General features: G+C 48.5%; 17 protein-coding genes. All 17 read right to left on the bottom strand.

From position 1 onward, the window contains the following. Positions 1-78: 78 nt before the first annotated feature. On the bottom strand, positions 79-288 hold the full coding sequence (locus M3650_RS01550; protein ID WP_019425047.1) for a YlzJ-like family protein: 210 nt from the start codon (positions 286-288) through the stop codon (positions 79-81). Continuing rightward, positions 288-1,145, bottom strand: coding sequence for a ClpP family protease (locus M3650_RS01545; RefSeq protein WP_251571778.1), 858 nt, complete (start codon positions 1,143-1,145; stop codon positions 288-290). The genes M3650_RS01550 and M3650_RS01545 overlap by 1 nt, the downstream gene beginning before the upstream one ends. Positions 1,146-1,378: 233 nt before the next feature. Beyond that, positions 1,379-3,055: a ribonuclease J gene (locus M3650_RS01540; protein WP_251571776.1), complete on the bottom strand. Its 1,677-nt coding sequence runs from the start codon at positions 3,053-3,055 to the stop codon at positions 1,379-1,381. A 253-nt stretch (positions 3,056-3,308) separates the two neighbouring features. Next, positions 3,309-4,193 carry a 4-hydroxy-tetrahydrodipicolinate synthase gene (gene dapA, locus M3650_RS01535; RefSeq protein WP_251571774.1) on the bottom strand — a complete coding sequence of 295 codons (885 nt, stop codon included), beginning with the start codon at positions 4,191-4,193 and terminating at the stop codon, positions 3,309-3,311. Between the two features lie 60 nt (positions 4,194-4,253). Then, positions 4,254-5,471 (bottom strand): aspartate kinase, encoded by a 1,218-nt coding sequence (gene dapG, locus M3650_RS01530; protein WP_251571772.1) that lies wholly within the window; start codon positions 5,469-5,471, stop codon positions 4,254-4,256. Between the two features lie 227 nt (positions 5,472-5,698). Continuing rightward, the gene (locus M3650_RS01525) at positions 5,699-6,739 is read right to left on the bottom strand and encodes an aspartate-semialdehyde dehydrogenase (protein ID WP_251571770.1); all 1,041 of its coding nucleotides are present in this window, start codon (positions 6,737-6,739) and stop codon (positions 5,699-5,701) included. Between the two features lie 210 nt (positions 6,740-6,949). After that, positions 6,950-7,540, bottom strand: a complete 591-nt coding sequence (locus tag M3650_RS01520; protein WP_251571768.1) for a dipicolinate synthase subunit B — start codon at positions 7,538-7,540, stop codon at positions 6,950-6,952. Next, a complete protein-coding gene (gene dpsA / locus M3650_RS01515) occupies positions 7,537-8,436 on the bottom strand; it encodes a dipicolinate synthase subunit DpsA (RefSeq protein WP_019425040.1) in 900 nt (299 codons plus the stop codon). Before dpsA ends, M3650_RS01520 begins: the two co-directional genes overlap by 4 nt. Before the next feature lie 184 nt (positions 8,437-8,620). After that, positions 8,621-9,115 (bottom strand): dUTP diphosphatase, encoded by a 495-nt coding sequence (gene dut, locus M3650_RS01510; protein WP_192813654.1) that lies wholly within the window; start codon positions 9,113-9,115, stop codon positions 8,621-8,623. Next, positions 9,048-10,322 (bottom strand): M16 family metallopeptidase, encoded by a 1,275-nt coding sequence (locus tag M3650_RS01505; RefSeq protein ID WP_251571766.1) that lies wholly within the window; start codon positions 10,320-10,322, stop codon positions 9,048-9,050. Before M3650_RS01505 ends, dut begins: the two co-directional genes overlap by 68 nt. Positions 10,323-10,383: 61 nt before the next feature. Further along, positions 10,384-11,397, bottom strand: a complete 1,014-nt coding sequence (locus tag M3650_RS01500; protein ID WP_251571764.1) for a polysaccharide deacetylase family protein — start codon at positions 11,395-11,397, stop codon at positions 10,384-10,386. 210 nt (positions 11,398-11,607) lie between these two features. Then, positions 11,608-13,815 (bottom strand): polyribonucleotide nucleotidyltransferase, encoded by a 2,208-nt coding sequence (gene pnp, locus M3650_RS01495; RefSeq protein ID WP_019425036.1) that lies wholly within the window; start codon positions 13,813-13,815, stop codon positions 11,608-11,610. A 238-nt stretch (positions 13,816-14,053) separates the two neighbouring features. Further along, complete coding sequence (gene rpsO, locus M3650_RS01490; RefSeq protein ID WP_019425035.1) at positions 14,054-14,323, bottom strand: 30S ribosomal protein S15; 270 nt, start codon at positions 14,321-14,323, stop codon at positions 14,054-14,056. 168 nt (positions 14,324-14,491) lie between these two features. Further along, positions 14,492-15,472, bottom strand: a complete 981-nt coding sequence (locus tag M3650_RS01485; RefSeq protein WP_251571763.1) for a bifunctional riboflavin kinase/FAD synthetase — start codon at positions 15,470-15,472, stop codon at positions 14,492-14,494. Positions 15,473-15,790: 318 nt separating this feature from the next. Further along, positions 15,791-16,708, bottom strand: a complete 918-nt coding sequence (gene truB, locus M3650_RS01480) for a tRNA pseudouridine(55) synthase TruB (RefSeq protein ID WP_251571761.1) — start codon at positions 16,706-16,708, stop codon at positions 15,791-15,793. Further along, positions 16,705-17,781, bottom strand: a complete 1,077-nt coding sequence (locus tag M3650_RS01475) for a DHH family phosphoesterase (RefSeq protein ID WP_233695456.1) — start codon at positions 17,779-17,781, stop codon at positions 16,705-16,707. Before M3650_RS01475 ends, truB begins: the two co-directional genes overlap by 4 nt. Beyond that, positions 17,778-18,134, bottom strand: coding sequence for a 30S ribosome-binding factor RbfA (gene rbfA / locus M3650_RS01470; protein ID WP_019425031.1), 357 nt, complete (start codon positions 18,132-18,134; stop codon positions 17,778-17,780). Before rbfA ends, M3650_RS01475 begins: the two co-directional genes overlap by 4 nt. Between the last annotated feature and the right edge of the window lie 27 nt (positions 18,135-18,161).

Genomic DNA, 18,161 nt, shown 5'->3' with positions numbered 1-18,161 from the left:
CCTATTGTCATTCCATGAAGACAAAAAAGCACGCTTACCTCCTGAACAGAGGCGCGTGCTCACACATCAAGCCATATGTTAACGCAACGATAAGACAGTGCCTGGAGCAAAACACGGGAGTAAAAAGTCCTGGAGTCCGCGGCCTTGCAGCAACCGTTCGATTCGGACGGTTGTCAAATCCAGTTGCTCCACCAGCAAAGTGCGTCCCTGCCATTCCATTTCCATAAATTTCGGCTCTTTATCATATCCATTCAACACCTGTTCCATTGGCATAACGGTATATAACATTATGCTTGTCCTCCTCCGATCGGCGGAGCAACCGGAGGGGCTTGGACTGGCTTCGCACCGGGATTCATACTCGGATTTACATTATTCACATTCGGGCTCATATTCGGATTCCCAATCGGATTGGATCTTTTCTCATCAATCATTCGATTCAAGTGCTGTAATGCCAAGCCGATTCCACCCACCTCATCGATGAGACCGTATCGAACCGCGTCAACTCCGATTACGGTCGTTCCGATATCCCGTGTAAGCTCGCCTGTCGTAAACATGAGTTCTTTAAATTTCTGTTCAGACACACGCGAATGAGTCGTAACAAAGCGTACCACCCGTTCTTGCATTTTGTCTAAATATTCGAACGTTTGCGGCACGCCGATTACAAGACCCGTCAGACGTATCGGGTGTATCGTCATCGTGGCCGTCTCCGCGATTATACTGACAGCGGATGATACGGCTATCGGTACGCCGATGCTATGCCCGCCTCCCAACACTAGCGTCACGGTAGGTTTAGACATCGATGAGACCATCTCGGCAATAGCCAGACCCGCTTCCACATCGCCGCCGACTGTATTTAAAATGATGAGCACTCCTTCAATCTTGGCGTTCTGTTCAGCCGCAACCAGTTGGGGAATAACATGCTCATATTTCGTAGTCTTGTTCTGGGGGGGAAGCACGATATGACCTTCGATTTGTCCGATAATATTTAAGCAGTAAATGTTGGATTCACCCGGAGAAGGAGTTGAAGCGGTCCCCAATTGTTGAATCGTCTCCACGGTAGGCGGACCTTTCGGTGCTTGAGCGTCTGGGGGAGCCTCATTCTGTTGCTGTGTAAACGAAAACGGAGACCCATTCTGATCTGACATCACTATTCCCTCCGATCTATCTTGTGCCATGCTGTCATAGGTTGCACATCTAAGGGAATCATTATGCTTCTAGAACATGATTTCACTTTATCGCTTTACAGAACACTTACCTTAACGTTAAAAAGGCTGCCATTCCTTGCCCTAGGGCAGAAATAACAGCCTTAACTATTACTTACACGGTTCGTGTGGGCAGGACGAGAATAACTGGTGACTGGGATTCTCGCCCCACACTTCTACACTTCCATGATAATCGGAAGAATCATCGGACGTCGGCGCGTCTGCTCGTACAAGAATCGACCAAGCGCATCCTTCACGTTCGTCTTAAGCGATGCCCACTCATTCACTTTCTCACTCATCAACTTGTGCAATGTCGATGTCACGATGCGATTAGCTTCATCAAGCAACCCTTCCGATTCACGTACATATACGAATCCGCGTGAAATGATATCCGGTCCGGACAAAATCGTGCCGTCTTGCTTACTGAGCGTAACGACCACGACCAAAATCCCGTCCTGCGACAACAGCTTGCGGTCGCGCAAGACGATATTCCCGACATCTCCGACACCAAGACCATCGATGAGCACATAGCCAGAAGGAACTTTTGAACCTCGGCGTGCAACACCGTTCTGAATTTCTACCGTATCTCCGATATCGGTAATGAAAATATTCTCAGATTCAATTCCGACCGCTTCAGCTAGCGCAGCATGTTGACGAAGCATGCGATATTCACCATGGATCGGAATAAAGTATTTCGGGCGAATCAAGTTCAGCATCAGCTTTAGTTCTTCCTGGCTGCCGTGTCCAGATACGTGAACACCCGATTTCATGCCGCCGTAGATTACATGTGCTCCGAGACGGGACAATTCATCTACAGTACGACCGACATATTTCTCATTGCCTGGAATTGGCGTTGCTGCAATTACAACTGTATCTCCCGGTAAAATATCTACCTTGCGGTGTGTAGAACGAGCCATACGCGTCAGCGCAGACATTGGTTCCCCTTGCGAACCAGTAGACAAAATAACGACTCGGTCTGCCGCCATCTTATTCACTTCTTCGGGTTCAATCAGCATGCCATCCGGGATATGTAAATATCCTAATTCCGATGCGATAGTGACGACGTTCACCATGCTTCGGCCGATAACCGTCAGCTTGCGATTGGTAGCATGAGCCGCTTCAATGACTTGTTGTATACGGTGAATGTTTGAAGCGAATGTGGCAATCACCACACGCTGTTCCGCTTTTCTAAAAATATCTTCCAATGCAACGCCTACACTGCTTTCCGATGGTGTAAAGCCAGGGCGTTCTGCGTTCGTGCTGTCAGAAAGCAAAGCAAGTACGCCACGCTGTCCAATTTCCGCCATCCGATGCAAGTCCGCATATTGTGCATTTACTGGCGAGTGATCAAATTTAAAGTCTCCTGTATGAACCACACTGCCTTCCGGTGTGTCTAAGCAGACACCAACCGAATCCGGAATGGAGTGATTCGTTCTAAAGAAGCTGGCACGGATGGATCCGAGCTGAACTTCCGAATCCGCTGTGATAAGAATACGCTTCGTCTCACCAAGCAGATTGGCTTCACGTAGTTTGCTCTCTATCAATCCGAGCGTAAGTCGCGTTCCATAAACAGGAACGTTCAAATGTTTCAATACGTAAGGTAAACCACCAATGTGGTCTTCATGTCCGTGCGTAATCAGAATACCTCTTACTTTATCTCGGTTCTCCGTCAGGTATGAAATATCCGGGATGACAATATCTATTCCGAGCATGTCTTCTTCTGGAAACTTCAACCCTGCGTCAATGACGACGATATCGTTACCATATTGAACGACGTACATATTTTTTCCGATTTCGCCTACGCCGCCCAATGCGAAGATGGACAATTTATCAACGTTGTTTTTCTTCGACAAGTGGATCCTAACCTCCTATATTCAGTTGGCCGTCGTACCAATGAATTTCTTTCTTTTTGAATAAAAAATATACCGCACCCAGTCACTTGATTCTCATTATACATGAACAAAAGTAAAAAACACAAGTCGGCGTTTGTTACGTATATTGTTGCCGAAAACAAAGAAACCGATGCTTCGAAATCGCATCGGTTCCTAAATATGTTCGATTGCATCGCTTATTTTGCATAAAAATGCATGTTCAAAACGTAAGATTTCAGCCTTGCTGCGCTTCAATGGACTGAACCAGCTGACGTATAAATGCCGCTTCACTATCTGTAGGTTCCACTAACGGCAAGCGTACGCCACCAACGTCAAAACCTTTGAGCTGCATGGCATATTTGACGGGTACCGGACTAGGAAATTCGAACAATCCTTTAAATACAGGATATAGCTCTTGATGGATACGTGCAGCTTCAGCCGGCTGGCCAGCCAAATACGATTCGATCATCTTCTTCATCTGTGCGCCAATCAAATGACTCGCAACGCTAATAATTCCATAGCCCCCTATCGCAAGCAAAGGCAAGGTCATCGGATCATCACCGCTGTACACCCGGAACGATTCCGGCGCGCGCGCTGCGAGTTGAGACAGCTGATCGACACTGGCGCATTCTTTCGTCGCCACGATATTCGGGATTTCTGCAAGACGCAGCGTCGTCTCTACTGACAAGCTTGCCACTGTGCGTCCCGGTACATTGTATACAATGACCGGAAGCGACGTGGAGTCCGCGATTGTTTTGAAGTGACGATATAGTCCTTCTTGACTCGGCTTGTTGTAATACGGTACGACCGCAAGTATTCCGTCGACACCAGCCTCTTCAGCCAGCTTAGTCATATGAACGGAATGCGCGGTGTTGTTGCTGCCGGTTCCTGCGATGATGCGAGCACGTCCGTTCGCTTTTTCCACGGAAAAACGAAACAGCGCCAGCTTCTCCTCATCGGTTAACGTGGGAGATTCTCCTGTCGTTCCGCACACGACAAGGCTGTCGCTCTGTTGTTCTTCGATTAAGTAATCGAGTAGTCGTTCTACTTCATACCAATGGATTTCTTCGTTCTCGTCGAACGGTGTCACCATGGCTGTAATCATTCTTCCGAAGTCCACATTGATTCCTCCTCTGGCGTGTTTAACGCTGAAAGTTCGGGATTCATATACAATGCCGGCTTATCGATGAAGCTCAAATTTAGCATGCAGCGCACGTAATGCACGAACCATATCTTCTTTACGTACGAGCACCCATATCGTCGTATTGGAGTCAGCCGATTGAAGGATCTGAATTTCTTGTTCCGTTAAGGCTTCAACGATGCGGGACATAATACCTGGGACCCCATTGATGCCGCCTCCGATAACCGAAACCTTTGCACAACCTGACAACGACCTTGGAGCATACCCCATCTCATCCAACACATGAAGCGCGCGAGGCGCATCATTGTCGAACACCGTATAAACTGCTCCCGAAGGGGTAACATTAATAAAATCAACGCTAATTTGATTTTGGGCCATTGCTTTGAACACTTGCAGCTGTAAATCATAGGCGCCTTCCCGGGCTTCTACTGTTATCTGCGTTACGTTGCTTACGTAAGCGATTCCGGTCACAAAGCGATCAACGATACCCGTCTCGATATCGCGAAAGCCTTCCGGATGTGTGACAAGTGTCCCTTCGTCGTCACTAAAGGTGGATCGTACGCGAACAGGCACTTGCGATTGCATTGCAATCTCGACCGCTCGTGGATGAATAACCTTCGCCCCATGATGCGCCATATTGCATATTTCGGCATAACTCACCACCGTAAGCGGCTTTGCGTCTTCTACCAGCCGTGGGTCAGCCGTTAGAATACCGTTCACATCTGTATAAATGTCGACAATTTCTGCATGCAATGCCGCACCCAGCGCAGTGGCCGAAGTATCGCTGCCACCGCGTCCAAGCGTTGTGAAGTCACCGTTTTCCGTCTGTCCTTGGAAACCAGTCACGATAACAACCTCAGCATCCTTCCACGCGCTAATGACGCGTTCCGGACGAACATCCACGATCCGGGCATTGCCATAATGGTTGTCAGTCTTAAATCCAGCTTGTGCCCCCGTAAGGACAGTTGCCGTAATTCCTTCATTCTGCAGCAAGCTGCAAAGCGTTGTCGCGGATATAATTTCACCGCAGCACAGCAGTAAATCCTTCTCGCGAATAGGCAGATTATCTCCGTTCTGACCAATCCAATCAAGCAACGTATCGGTTGCGTAAGGTTCTCCCCGTCTGCCCATAGCAGATACGACAACCGCCAGACGGTATCCCTGATCCAATTCACGACGTATATGGTGGATGACGCGAACTCTGGCTTCTGCTGATGACAAGGAAGTTCCACCAAATTTTTGAACTAAAATGCGCATGTGTAATTCCTCCAACTTATGAAGACTGAACGGCAGAAACATCGATAGCCAAAGAAAACCAAGCTTGCTTAACAGCCTAGTATGAGAAAACCTCTATCGCGGCCTATCGAAGATGAGCGACCGCGTGTAGAGGTAGGTTGTATCGCCATAAGGAAGGTTTGGTTTTGCTTTAGCGCTTCACAGAACTTGAACATTCCTTAATGGTAAAGCAGGAGCGGCCTGCTGGATTACTGCCGCTCCGAAGCGATGTATTCTGCGATTTGTACCGCGTTCCATGCAGCGCCTTTCATTAAGTTGTCTGATACGACCCACATGTTAAGAGCACGTGGCTCATATAAGTCACGGCGCAAGCGTCCGACAAATACGTCTGGTTTACCGGCCGAGTCTGCAGCCAACGGGTATTGCTGAGATTCAGGATCATCCACCAAAGTCAAACCAGGAGCGTTCGAGAGCAGTTGACGGACTTCATCCATCTGGAAATCCTCTTTCAATTCAACATATAAGGATTCTGAGTGTCCGTATACGACCGGAATTCGCACGCAAGTAGCCGTTACTTGAATGTCCTCATCGTTCATAATCTTCTTCGTCTCACGGATCATTTTCATTTCTTCCAACGTAAAGCCGTTATCTTGGAATTTATCAATTTGCGGAATGGCATTAAATGCGATCTGATGCTTGACTGGAAGTGAACCTACCGGCAAAATATCCGGATTCACATCAGTCCCTTCAAGCGCCGCTTTCGTCTGACGAAGCAGTTCGTCAATCGCGCGGCTTCCCGCTCCCGACACCGCTTGATAAGTGGATACAATTACTTTGGAGATTCCATAACGATCATAAAGCGGCTTCAATGCTGCCACCATTTGAATTGTAGAGCAATTCGGGTTCGCAATAATACCTTGATGTTCTTTGACCTTCTCGATGTTAACTTCAGGTACGACAAGCGGTGTATTCGGATCCATACGGAAGGCGTTGGTATTATCTATGCAGACCGTGCCCCGTTCAACTGCTGCCGAAGCTAACGCTTTACTAACGTCGCCGCCAGCGCTGAACCAAGCAATGTCCACTCCTTCAAAGCTTTCCGGCTTCGCTTCCTCAACGGTAAACTCTTGACCGTTAAACGGAATCTTTGTGCCGGCGGAACGAGCCGATGACAACAACTTCAATGTATTAATCGGAAATCGGCGTTGTTCCAGCAGCTTGATAATCTGTCCCCCTACTGCACCTGTTGCGCCAACTACAGCAACGTTAAACCGCTTCTGATTCGTCATATGACTTTCTCCCCTCTGTCCCATCAATCTAAGCCCCCTTTAATCACGAAGCATTCCAAGAGGTCATTCGACATCGAGTCTTGCATTCACTCTCGAAGAGCCTATGCTCCCGAAGCAGGTTTCCTGCGGAAACTTTTACTTCTCGGTGCTGAAAAGGGGCCTTTTTGTATAAACACTTATATTAATATTATGCGTGATAAGCTATATTGTCTATTGAAATCGCTCAATAAGGACCGGCTGGATCTGTCTTCCTTCTAACGCCGCAATACACGCTTCAGGAACTAATTCCATGCGTGCCACTAGGGAATTCGGCTTTTGTGCCGGATTGTCTTGACCGAACGGCACGAAATAAATGTATTTCGCGACTAATAATTTAGCGATATTGGCTGCGTTCAATCCGAGTCCGTCATTCGTTGAGATCGCCAAAACTAGCGGACGCTGATTGCGCATCTGCGCCTTGGCTGCCATCAAGACAGGACTGTCTGTCATCGCATTGGCGAGTTTGCTTGTCGTATTCCCAGTGCACGGTGCAATGACCATCACATCAAGCAGCTTGGACGGGCCAAGCGGCTCGGCTTCTACAATTGTAGAAATAATATCATTCCCAGTAATTTCTTTCAACTGCTTTTGCCAATTTTCTGACGTTCCAAAGCGCGTATCCGTCGTCATCACCGTCTGTGACGCAATGGGGATGACGCGCGCTCCCGCGTCGACAAACCGCTGTATTTGTGGCATGACTTCCGCAAATGTACAATGAGAACCCGTTAATGCATAACCGACCGTCTTCCCCTGATAGTTCATTGCCCATTCCCCCGATTCCGCATAAACTCAAGAAGCAGCTTCGTTATGCAGTGCGCCAAGATGCGCCCCGCTGACTTCGGAGCAACGATGCCTGGCAATCCGGGAGCTAACATCGCCTTGACGCCGCGCTTCTCTGCAAAGCGAAAATCAACGCCGCCAGGGAACGAGGCCAAGTCAATAATAACCGCACGGTTAGGTATTTGGGCAATGACCTGTGCTGTGACTATCATAGTCGGTATCGTATTAAAAAGCAAGTCGATATTTGACACCTGATGGGCCAATTCGCTTAGGAAAAAAGGCCTGAATCCCATCTCCGTCGCACGAGCAAAATGCTCATCTTTGCGCACACCGATACGAACATTCGCTCCCAATCCGAGCAAGGTACGAGCCAACGTGAATCCGGTCCGCCCCATGCCGAGTACGACCGACTCCGAGCCGTGCAGCGTAATATCGGTATGCTGGATCGCCATCATCACCGCTCCTTCTGCGGTAGGGATGGAGTTGTAAATGGCTACGTCGTCCCGATCGAACAATTCAATGAGTGAAATCCGGTATTTCGTGCATAGCTTGCTTAAGTACGGCTTTGACATCCCGGTAAAAATGACGCAATGCTCTGGTACAACCGCCATATGTTCTTCGGTAAGCATCAGTTCGTCCGAAGTAAATATCGCATGCACCTTGCCGTTATCGTCTGTGCCTACGGCTGGCAGCATTATGGCATCGGCATCCTTCAACAGCTCCGGTGTCAACGGTTGACGTTGAACGCCATGGAACGGGTTCTGCAGCTGGTCAAATCCGACTAGCGTGATACTGGCGTCGAGTTCGATGAATTTATGAATAATTTCAAGCTGACGGGCGTCCCCACCTATGAACACGACTTGAACTCCGGTTAACATAGTCGCTGTTCACTCCTTTCTGAGCCCAAACGTATAGAATATCTTATGCGGGAGCCCATAAAGGGTGCAGCCACGATCTGATAGCTGGCATCGAAATCTTCGAACAAGGTAGCTTCTCAGCAACCTCTTACAGCAAAAAACGCAGCCGCTCCCGGTACAGGAGCAGACTGCGTTATTATGCCGATTATTTCGTGCCCGTATGTCCGAACCCACCTTCTCCACGAACGGTGTCAGATAATTCGTCTACTTCAATTAACCGGATTTGCGGTACGAATTGAAATACCATTTGGGCAATCCGTTCTTTGCGTTCAATAGTGAAATGCTGCTGCCCCACATTCACGAGCAGCACCTTGACTTCACCGCGGTAATCCGCATCAATCGTACCGGGAGAATTCAAGCACGTGATGCCTTGCTTATAGGCAAGACCGCTGCGCGGTCGGATTTGGGCCTCCAAATGGGCTGGCATCGCCATCGAGAAGCCTGTAGGAATCAATGCGCGATGACCCGGCGCCAATGTTATCGGCTCTTGCACAGCTGCATATAAGTCAAAGCCAGCAGCAAGGTCAGACATTTTCTGCGGCAAAGAAATATCTTCATTTCCGGGTAATCTTTTAATTTGTACTTGATGATCCTGCTGTAACAAGACAATCCCTCCTGAAAGCCGATATTGCACGGTCATTCGAACCGACCATCGAAACCGCGAACGGTTGCGACAGCATGCGCTGTAGCACAATCGAAACGTCTTCCATCGTTATCGCTTCAATTCGTGCTATGATTTCATCTAATGTATAGTGTTTGCCGAGCATCAATTCATTCTTCCCTAATCGGTTCATGCGGCTTCCTGTACTTTCCAAGCCCAGAATCAAATTCCCCTTTAGCTGTTCCTTCCCCTTGCGCAGCTCTTCATTCGACAACCCTTGTACGGCTAAATCCCCCAATACTTGCAGCGTCAAATCAAGCACTTCCTGCGTCTGCTTCGGAGCAGTTCCCGCGTAGATCGTGAACAGGCCGGTATCCGCATGTGATGAGTGATAAGAATAAACAGCATATGCCAAGCCTCGCTTCTCACGAATTTCCTGGAATAGATGCGAGCTCATGCCGCCGCCGATGACATTATTGAGCAGTATCATCGCGTACAGACGCGGGTCGGTCATCGAGCAGCCCGGAAGGCTCAAGCATATGTGATTCTGCTCGGTCTTCTTCTTATGATAGATCAATTCGCTGTGAAAGCTCGGTGGCGTAATCGATGATGACTGCTTCGTATTTTCGAAATGACCAAAATGCTTCTCAAGCAGTTCGACAATCGAATCATCGAAATTGCCAGCTACGGCAATGACCGTATTTGCGATCGTATAATGCTCCCGCATATATTGACGCAAGTGATCCGGTCCCATCGGGGACAGCCGCTCTTTCGTCCCTAGAATCGGGTAAGCAAGCGGATGCGATCCGTAAGCCGCCCGCGTGACGAGATCATGAACCGTGTCATCCGGCGTATCCTCGTACATCGCGATTTCTTCCAAAATGACGTTTTTCTCTTTCATAAGTTCATCTTCTTGCATCGTTGAGCGAAAAAACATATCCGAAAGCACGTCGACCGCGAGCGGCAAATGTTCATCAAGCACCTTCGCGTAATAGCAAGTATATTCTTTGGAGGTAAACGCGTTTACGTTCCCGCCAATCGCATCGAACGAATCCGCTATCGCTTTCGCATCGAATCGCTCTGTTCCTTTGAACATCATATGTTCAATAAAATGAGAAATACCGTTGGTCGTTTCATCCTCATGTCGTGAACCCGTCTTCACCCATATACCGAAAGAAACGGAACGGCAGGTCGGTATTTTTTCCATAACGACACGTAGTCCGTTACGTAACTGCACTTTCTCCACCGGCAATCCCTCCTCATCCGTAATTCTATCCATGCATGCCTATCTAATCCTACCAAAAAACTTACCGTCTCTCAACTGGAACCAACGGAACGCGCTGTTCGGACAGCGTGTCGCTCACCGTTCCCGGATGAAACCCTTTATCTTTGATAATACGTATCATATCCTGTAATGCACGGCTGGATGAGGAGGTTGGATGCATCAAAATAAGCGTACCCGGTTCGACCTTCTTCCTTATTTTCTGCAATATAGTGGAAGGTTCAGGCTTCTTCCAATCCACCGTATCAAGCGTCCATAAGACGGTTGATAAGCCATGTGCATGCGCAGTGGTTACCGTCAACGCATTAAAGTCGCCGGACGGCGGAGCAAACCATTTGTTTTCGACACCCAACGTTTCTTTTAGAAGCCGTTTTGTCTTCTCGATTTGCTGCGACTGCAGTCCTGCGCTAAGCTCGCTCATATTGGGATGCGTATACGCATGATTTTCCAATTCGTGTCCCTCGGCTTGAATTTGCTTTGCCACATCGGGATTTTTACTCAACCAGCTTCCATCCAGAAAAAAGCTTGCCTTCACCTTCTCCTCCTGCAGCACCTTCAACATCGGAGTAATAAACTCATTTCCCCATGCGACGTTAATCATAAGCGCCACCATCGGCTTATTCGGGTTCCCTCTATATATCGGCTGCGGCTCCAAATCACGCAACGAAACTTCTGGCTTCACCTCTCGCAGTATCCATTTCAGTTTATCCTGCTCTGATTTCCCCTTATTTGCCTTGTAGGTCCGTTCTATATCGGCCTCGACTCCGTTATACCCGGGAATTGCTTTCCATACTCGATCAATACGAGCATTTATCGGCGCAACCTCGTGCTGCTTCGCTTCCGCCATAATCCGCTGCATGAGCGGATTATGCTCCAACGCCTCGATCGAATCCGTCTGAAACGCTTCACTCATCACAAGATCTGCCTTGCGTTCCTGAATAAATGTTCCCACCTCGGTCTCAGAAGCGATGAGCAGAACTCCGAGTACGCTCGCCGCAATTACAATCCATTTCCATATGATAGGCCGCATGGCGTCCATTCCCTTCCAAAGTTTGTCCTTCTGATTCTATGCCATTTCGGCGCAGCTTATGCGGACAAGGATGATTAGAAAGGAAAACAAGGAAAACAGACGCAAAAAAAGAGCCAGAAACCAGTCTGCCTCTTTCCTTGAATCTATAATCGCCATCCGGCGTTTCAAGTATGCAACGGAATCGAAGTCCGTTACAATATGAATGCACCCAAGTGCAGCCTATGCTTGCGGCTTCGGCGGGCGCGGTCCTCGCGGCGGACGTTGTCCACCTTGATTGTGTCGGCTGCCATTATTCCGCGGGCGATCTGCAGTTATTGCTTCGGTTGCAGCGCCATCCGTCGGTTGAGCGGGCTCCAGCAACACTTTGCGCGACAGATTGATGCGGCCTTGTTGATCGATTTCAACGACCTTCACTTCAATCTTATCACCGATGGACACGACATCCTCTACTTTAGCGACACGCTCGGTAGACAACTGCGAAACGTGCACAAGACCTTCTTTACCCGGAAGAATCTCTGCAAAGGCACCAAACTTCTCAATGCGCTTCACCGTCGCAGTATAGGTTTCACCGACAACCACTTCTTTCACAATGCCCTCGATCATCTCGCGAGCGCGATCATTCGCTTCTTCGCTAGGGGAAGCGATGAAGATGCGCCCATCCTGTTCGATGTCCACCTTAACGCCGGTTTCTTCAATAATTTTATTGACGACTTTACCACCAGCTCCGATAACATCGCGGATTTTATCTGGATTAATCTGCATGATAAGAATTTTCGGCGCATATTTAGACAACGATTCACGCGGCTGTTGAATCACTTCGAGCATTTTGCCCAAAATGAACATCCGGCCTTCACGAGCTTGCGCGAGCGCTTGCGTCAAAATATCACGGTCAATGCCATCAATTTTGATGTCCATTTGAATGGCCGTTACGCCTTCTGCCGTACCTGCCACTTTGAAGTCCATATCTCCCAGATGGTCTTCCATCCCCTGGATATCCGACAAAATGGAAAAATGCTCGCCATCTTTAATCAGTCCCATTGCGATTCCGGCAACCGGTGCTTTAATTGGTACACCTGCGTCCATCATAGCTAATGTGCTTGCGCAAATACTAGCTTGCGACGTAGAACCGTTCGATTCCAGCACTTCGGATACGAGACGAATCGTGTAAGGGAACTCCGTTTCCGGTGGAATGACTTTGGACAACGCACGTTCACCAAGTGCACCATGACCGATTTCACGACGTCCTGGCGCACGAAGCGGACGTGCTTCACCTACAGAGAACGGCGGGAAATTGTAATGATGCATGAAGCGTTTCGATTCTTCCAGACCGAGGCCATCCAAGATTTGCACATCGCCAAGCGCACCTAACGTACAAATGCTGAGCGCTTGTGTCTGGCCACGCGTGAATAGACCTGAACCGTGCGTGCGCGGAAGCAGCCCTGTATCGCATTCGATGTGGCGGATTTCATCCAGATTCCGGCCATCCGGACGCACTTTGTCATGCGTAATCAGACGACGAACTTCTTCTTTCACGATATCATACAGCGTCTCTTTGACATCGTCCAGCTTCTCTGGCGTTTCCATGTAGATCTCTTCGAAATGGGCCACCGTTTCTTGATTGATGGTGTCGATTGCTTCTTGACGTGCGTGCTTCTCAGGAATGCGGATCGCTTCGACGAGACGTTCCAGAGCAAATGCGCGCACAGCTTGATTCACATCGGCTTCAACGGCATGCAGCTTGACTTCCATCTTCGCCACGCCTGACATTTCGGCGAACTTCTCAATGGAAGCGACAATTTTTTTAATCTCTTCATGACCGAACATAATCGCTTCGAGCATTACATTTTCTGGCACTTCGTCTGCTTCAGCTTCAACCATCATAATGGCGTCCTTCGTGCCGGCCACAGTAAGATGAATGTCGCTCTTCTCTTCTTGCTCTACTGTCGGATTAATAATAAACTGTCCGTCGATACGCCCGACAATGACGCCGCCAATCGGTCCATTAAACGGTACGTCCGATATGGTCAATGCAGCGGATGTACCGATCATCGCTGCGATTTCCGGAGGACAGTCTTGGTCTACGCTCATGACCAGGTCAACGATTTGAATGTCATTGCGGAACCCTTCCGGGAACAACGGACGAATGGGACGATCAATCAGGCGGCTAGCAAGAATCGCCTTCTCGCTTGGTCGACCTTCACGTTTGATGAATCCTCCAGGTATTTTACCAACAGCATACAAACGTTCTTCATAATTGACGGTTAACGGAAAGAAATCTAAATCCTTCGGTTCCTTCGATGCCGTAACGGTACAAAGCACAACCGTGTCGCCATATTGAACCTTAACCGCCGCATTAGCTTGCTTGGCCAGAAGGCCTGTCTCCATTACGAGCGTTCTTCCGCCAAGTTCCATCTCGATGCGGTTCATCGGATCCCTCCTTAAGTTTAAACAGTAATCATTTCGGCACTACTCCCAGTATTTCCTGCATTTTATTCGAAATACCGTTTAAAGAGGTTGCACAAAAATTCCCTTTTGAACTCCCACTTTAAAGAGGAGCTTGTCCCATATAATTATGTATGAGCTTTCTTAATCACTAAAAAGCAACCCAGTTGCATGCCGCATTATCAGGCGGCGGTGAACAACCAGGCTGCTTGGGGTCGTGCTATTATCGGCGAAGACCGAGTTTTTCGATCAATGCGCTGTAACGCTTAACGTCTTTCTGCTTCAAGTAAGCCAACAACTTACGGCGTTGACCAACCATTTTCAACAAACCACGACGGGAATGATGGTCTTTCTTGTGCGTACGCAAGTGATCCGTCAAATTAATAATGTTTTGCGTAAGGATAGCGATTTGCACTTCCGGAGAACCCGTGTCCGATGCGTGCGTCTTGTGTTCTTCAATAAGCTGATGTTTGCGCTCTTGAGTTAATGCCATCCTATTCACCTCCTAATATGTGTAAATTAATGTACGCCATTAGCCTCGTTACCGTCGGTGAGATCGTGTAACCAAGCTAAGGACAAGTGTCGCAAATACGACAACGTTATTAGTATAGCATCATCAATCGCAAAAGTAAAACGATGTTTCGCTTTATCTATCTGCAGCTTATCGTTCTTGAGCCGCGCAGGAGAACATCGATTCTACATCCATAGCAGCTAATCGTTGGCGTGCTTCTTCCGCATCCGCTGTTATTTGCGCAATTAAATCTTGAATCGAATTAAACTTCTGTTCAGAACGGATATAATCCATCACGGCTATAGCAATTGTTTCCCCATAAATATCGGCATCAAAATCAAATAGATGCGCTTCAATGGTCGGTACAGTTTCTCCGGACTTGAACGTAGGCTTCAGACCGATGCTCAGCACGCCGTCATGCCATGTCCCGCCAACCTTCACCTTCGCGGCGTATACTCCGATTGCAGGAATAATGTACGGCTCCTCAGGATTTACGTTGGCTGTCGGAAAGCCGATAGTCCGGCCGCGTGCGTCTCCATGAACGACCTCGCCCTGAATCAGATATGGCCGGCCTAATAGTTGATTGGCCTTCGTAATGTCACCTTGAGCCAAGCATTGACGAATCCGTGTGCTGCTCACTTTCGTACCGTCTTCGCTGTGCGCAGGCACAATATCTACGGTAAAGCAGTCATTTCCCCAATCTTTCAACATCTCAGCCGTTCCCTCCCCGCGATGACCAAATCGATAGTCAAAGCCGATGACTACATGCTTCACTCCAAGCGCGCATACGGCCTCGGCGAATTTCTGCGCCGATACTTGGGCGAACGACATGTCAAACTGAACAACGTACAAGCGATCCAGACCCATTCGGGACAAAATTCGTTCCTTTTCCATTAGCGGCGTCACATAACGGTGATATTCAGATCTGCCGAATACTCCTTTCGGATGCGGATGAAATGTCATCAATCCGACCGGCAAGCCGTGTTCTGCTCCATAGTCCAGCGCACGCTGAATCACTTGTGCGTGTCCTGTATGAATTCCATCAAAATGACCTAGTACCAACACTTGCGGTTGTCGGCATGAAGTCCAGCTCGTGTCATCGAGCGGTGCGTGTAAAGGTATCGTTTCCATCGTAATCAGAGCCCCTGCATTCTATCGTTTTGCGGTTGCAACTAACCGTTTATGTTACTTCTAGAAGTTGTTCAAAAAGTCCCCTTTTTTCACGAAGCATCCCAAGATGTCATTCAACGTCGAATCTTGCATTCACTCTAGAAGAGCCTATGCTTCCAATGCAGTTTTCTTACGAAAAGTTGTATACTTCTCAGTGCTCAAAAGTGACCTTTTTGAATACGCACTTCTAGTATGTTCTCCCTTTCACAATATAAGACGAAAAGGTGGCGCAAAAAGAGTACCAGATTACTCCATTTGCGCTGTCTCTCTCTAACAGCTTCATTCGGGTAGAAATACTTTGACGGGGCGCAACTCCGACTGCCCCTCAGGTATATGAAAGATTCCAAAGAACGTTCCCTGTTCATCATACAACCGAACGATGGTGTTCGTCAAAGGTTGCGGAGACAAAGCATGAACCGGAATACCCCGTCCTTGAGTGGCATACGTCGCATATCGCTCCATAACGCACGTCTTCGGCATAAAAGAAATTGCTTCATCCACAGGAACGAGCATCGATGTGAAGGAATCTTCGGCGATGGCTTGTTCGATCTGCTCGAACGTCACACATTGATCTTCAGTGAAGTTGGCAGATATTGTCCGCTTCAGATTGGACATCGTCGCCGGAACACCAAGTTTGCGCCCGATATCCACACATAATGTACGAATGTAAGTCCCTTTGGAGCACAATACGCGAAACCGTATTTCAGGCTCGGCTTGACCAAGCTGCATTTCCTGAAGCTCAATATTGTAAATCGTCACCTGACGAGGCGTTCGTTCAACAGACTTTCCTTCTCTTGCCAGCTCATATAATCGCTTGCCATTTACTTTGACGGCCGAGAACATCGGCGGCACTTGCTCGATGTTGCCCACGAACGCTAGTATGGCGTCCCTTACCATTTCTTCAGTAAGATGAGAAGCATCGCTTCGTTCTATCACTTCTCCGCTCATATCTTCCGTATTCGTAGATACACCACAGCGCAGCGTCGCTTCATATTCTTTAGGCATTTCCTGCAAATATTCCACCAAGCGGGTCGCCTTCCCGATGCATAGCGGCAATACGCCAACCACCTGTGGATCCAATGTGCCTGTATGACCGATTCGTTTCTCCCAAATCAATCGGCGAACCTTCGCTACGACATCATGCGATGTCCAATCGGTCGGCTTCCATACCGGCAGCACACCATGATACTTTGTCATAAAGACTGATTCACCCGTTCTACAACCATAGTAATGACATCATGCAATTGTCCGTTAATTTTGCACCCGGCAGCAACAACATGTCCTCCGCCACCGAAATGCTGAGCAATCTCAGCGACATTCACCGTCCCGGCAGAACGCATGCTGACCTTGACTCCGGTCTCATCCACCTGCTTGAACAACAGGCCGACTTCCACCCCTTCAATATTGCGCGGATAATTGACGAGCCCTTCCAAATCCTCGCTCAACGCTCCCGTATCAATCATATCTTCCGGTGAAATATACAACCAGCCAATCTTCTGATCGGGAGTGAAGGACAGGCGCGAGAGCCCTCGCTTAATGAGTTGAACTTGCGGCATCGACATTTTCTCTAGCAGCCGATCGGCAATATCGTTGCCATCTACTCCGTGCTTCAGCAGCTGTGACGCAATCGCCATAACATGCGGGGTCGTATTGCTGTACCGGAATCCCCCAGTGTCAGTCAAAATCCCGGTATACAGCATCGTCGCCACTTCCGAATCAAGTTCCTCGCCAGACACTTGCAGCATATCGAACAGAATCTCTGCTGTAGCTGCAGCATCTTCTCGAATTAACGCGACTTCGCCATAGTGATCGTTGGTCGGGTGATGGTCGATGTTCAAGATGCGGGCATCTTGAGCTACCCACTGCGCAATTTTGCCGATACGAGAATAATCCGCACAGTCCACACAGATGACCATGTCATACGTAAGTTGCGAATGTCTCTCCTCTTCATCTGCATAGGAGCGTACGACCTCGGACATCGACAAGTAGCGCAGCCGATGCGGCACTCCGTTCTCATTCACCATCTTGAAGGTCTTGTTCCATCTGCGGAGCAGCCAACCAATAACGAGGGTTGAGCTTATTGCATCTCCATCAGGCTGGACATGAGATACGACAAGCACGTTGTTGCAAGCACGAACAAAATCGCAAGCTTTTTGCAATTCAACAACGTATGACGGAGAAAACTGCTCAGCCATGCAATTCTCTGTTGAGACAAGTGAATCGAGCCGTAAGCTCGATTCCACTTGTTCCTGCTTGTTGCGCTGCATCATGGTGTATCGTTCTCCTCGCGAATATCACCAAGCAGCTTTTCAATTCGACTTCCATATTCAATCGAAGCATCTATCTTGAACGACAGCTCTGGAGTATGGCGAAGACGGATTCGTTTTCCGACCTCGGAACGGAGAAATCCACTTGCTTTATCCAGCGCTTTAATTGTTTGCTCTTTCTGTTCTTCATCGCCCATGACACTGAGATAGACTCTCGCAAGCGACAAGTCATTAGTCACGTCTACTCCCGTCACCGTAACAAAGCCGATGCGAGGATCTTTTAATTCCAGTTGTATAAGTTGACTCAATTCCTTTTTCATTTGTTCGCCAACCCGTCCAGCACGAATGTTCGCCATGGGAAACACCTCATTTCATTAGTTGCT

It is taken from the genome of Paenibacillus sp. MER TA 81-3 (genome assembly GCF_023713585.1).
Lineage (GTDB): Bacteria > Bacillota > Bacilli > Paenibacillales > Paenibacillaceae > Paenibacillus_B > Paenibacillus_B profundus.
Note: the sequence above shows the minus strand (reverse complement) of the source record. Positions and strands in the feature narration are given on the sequence as shown.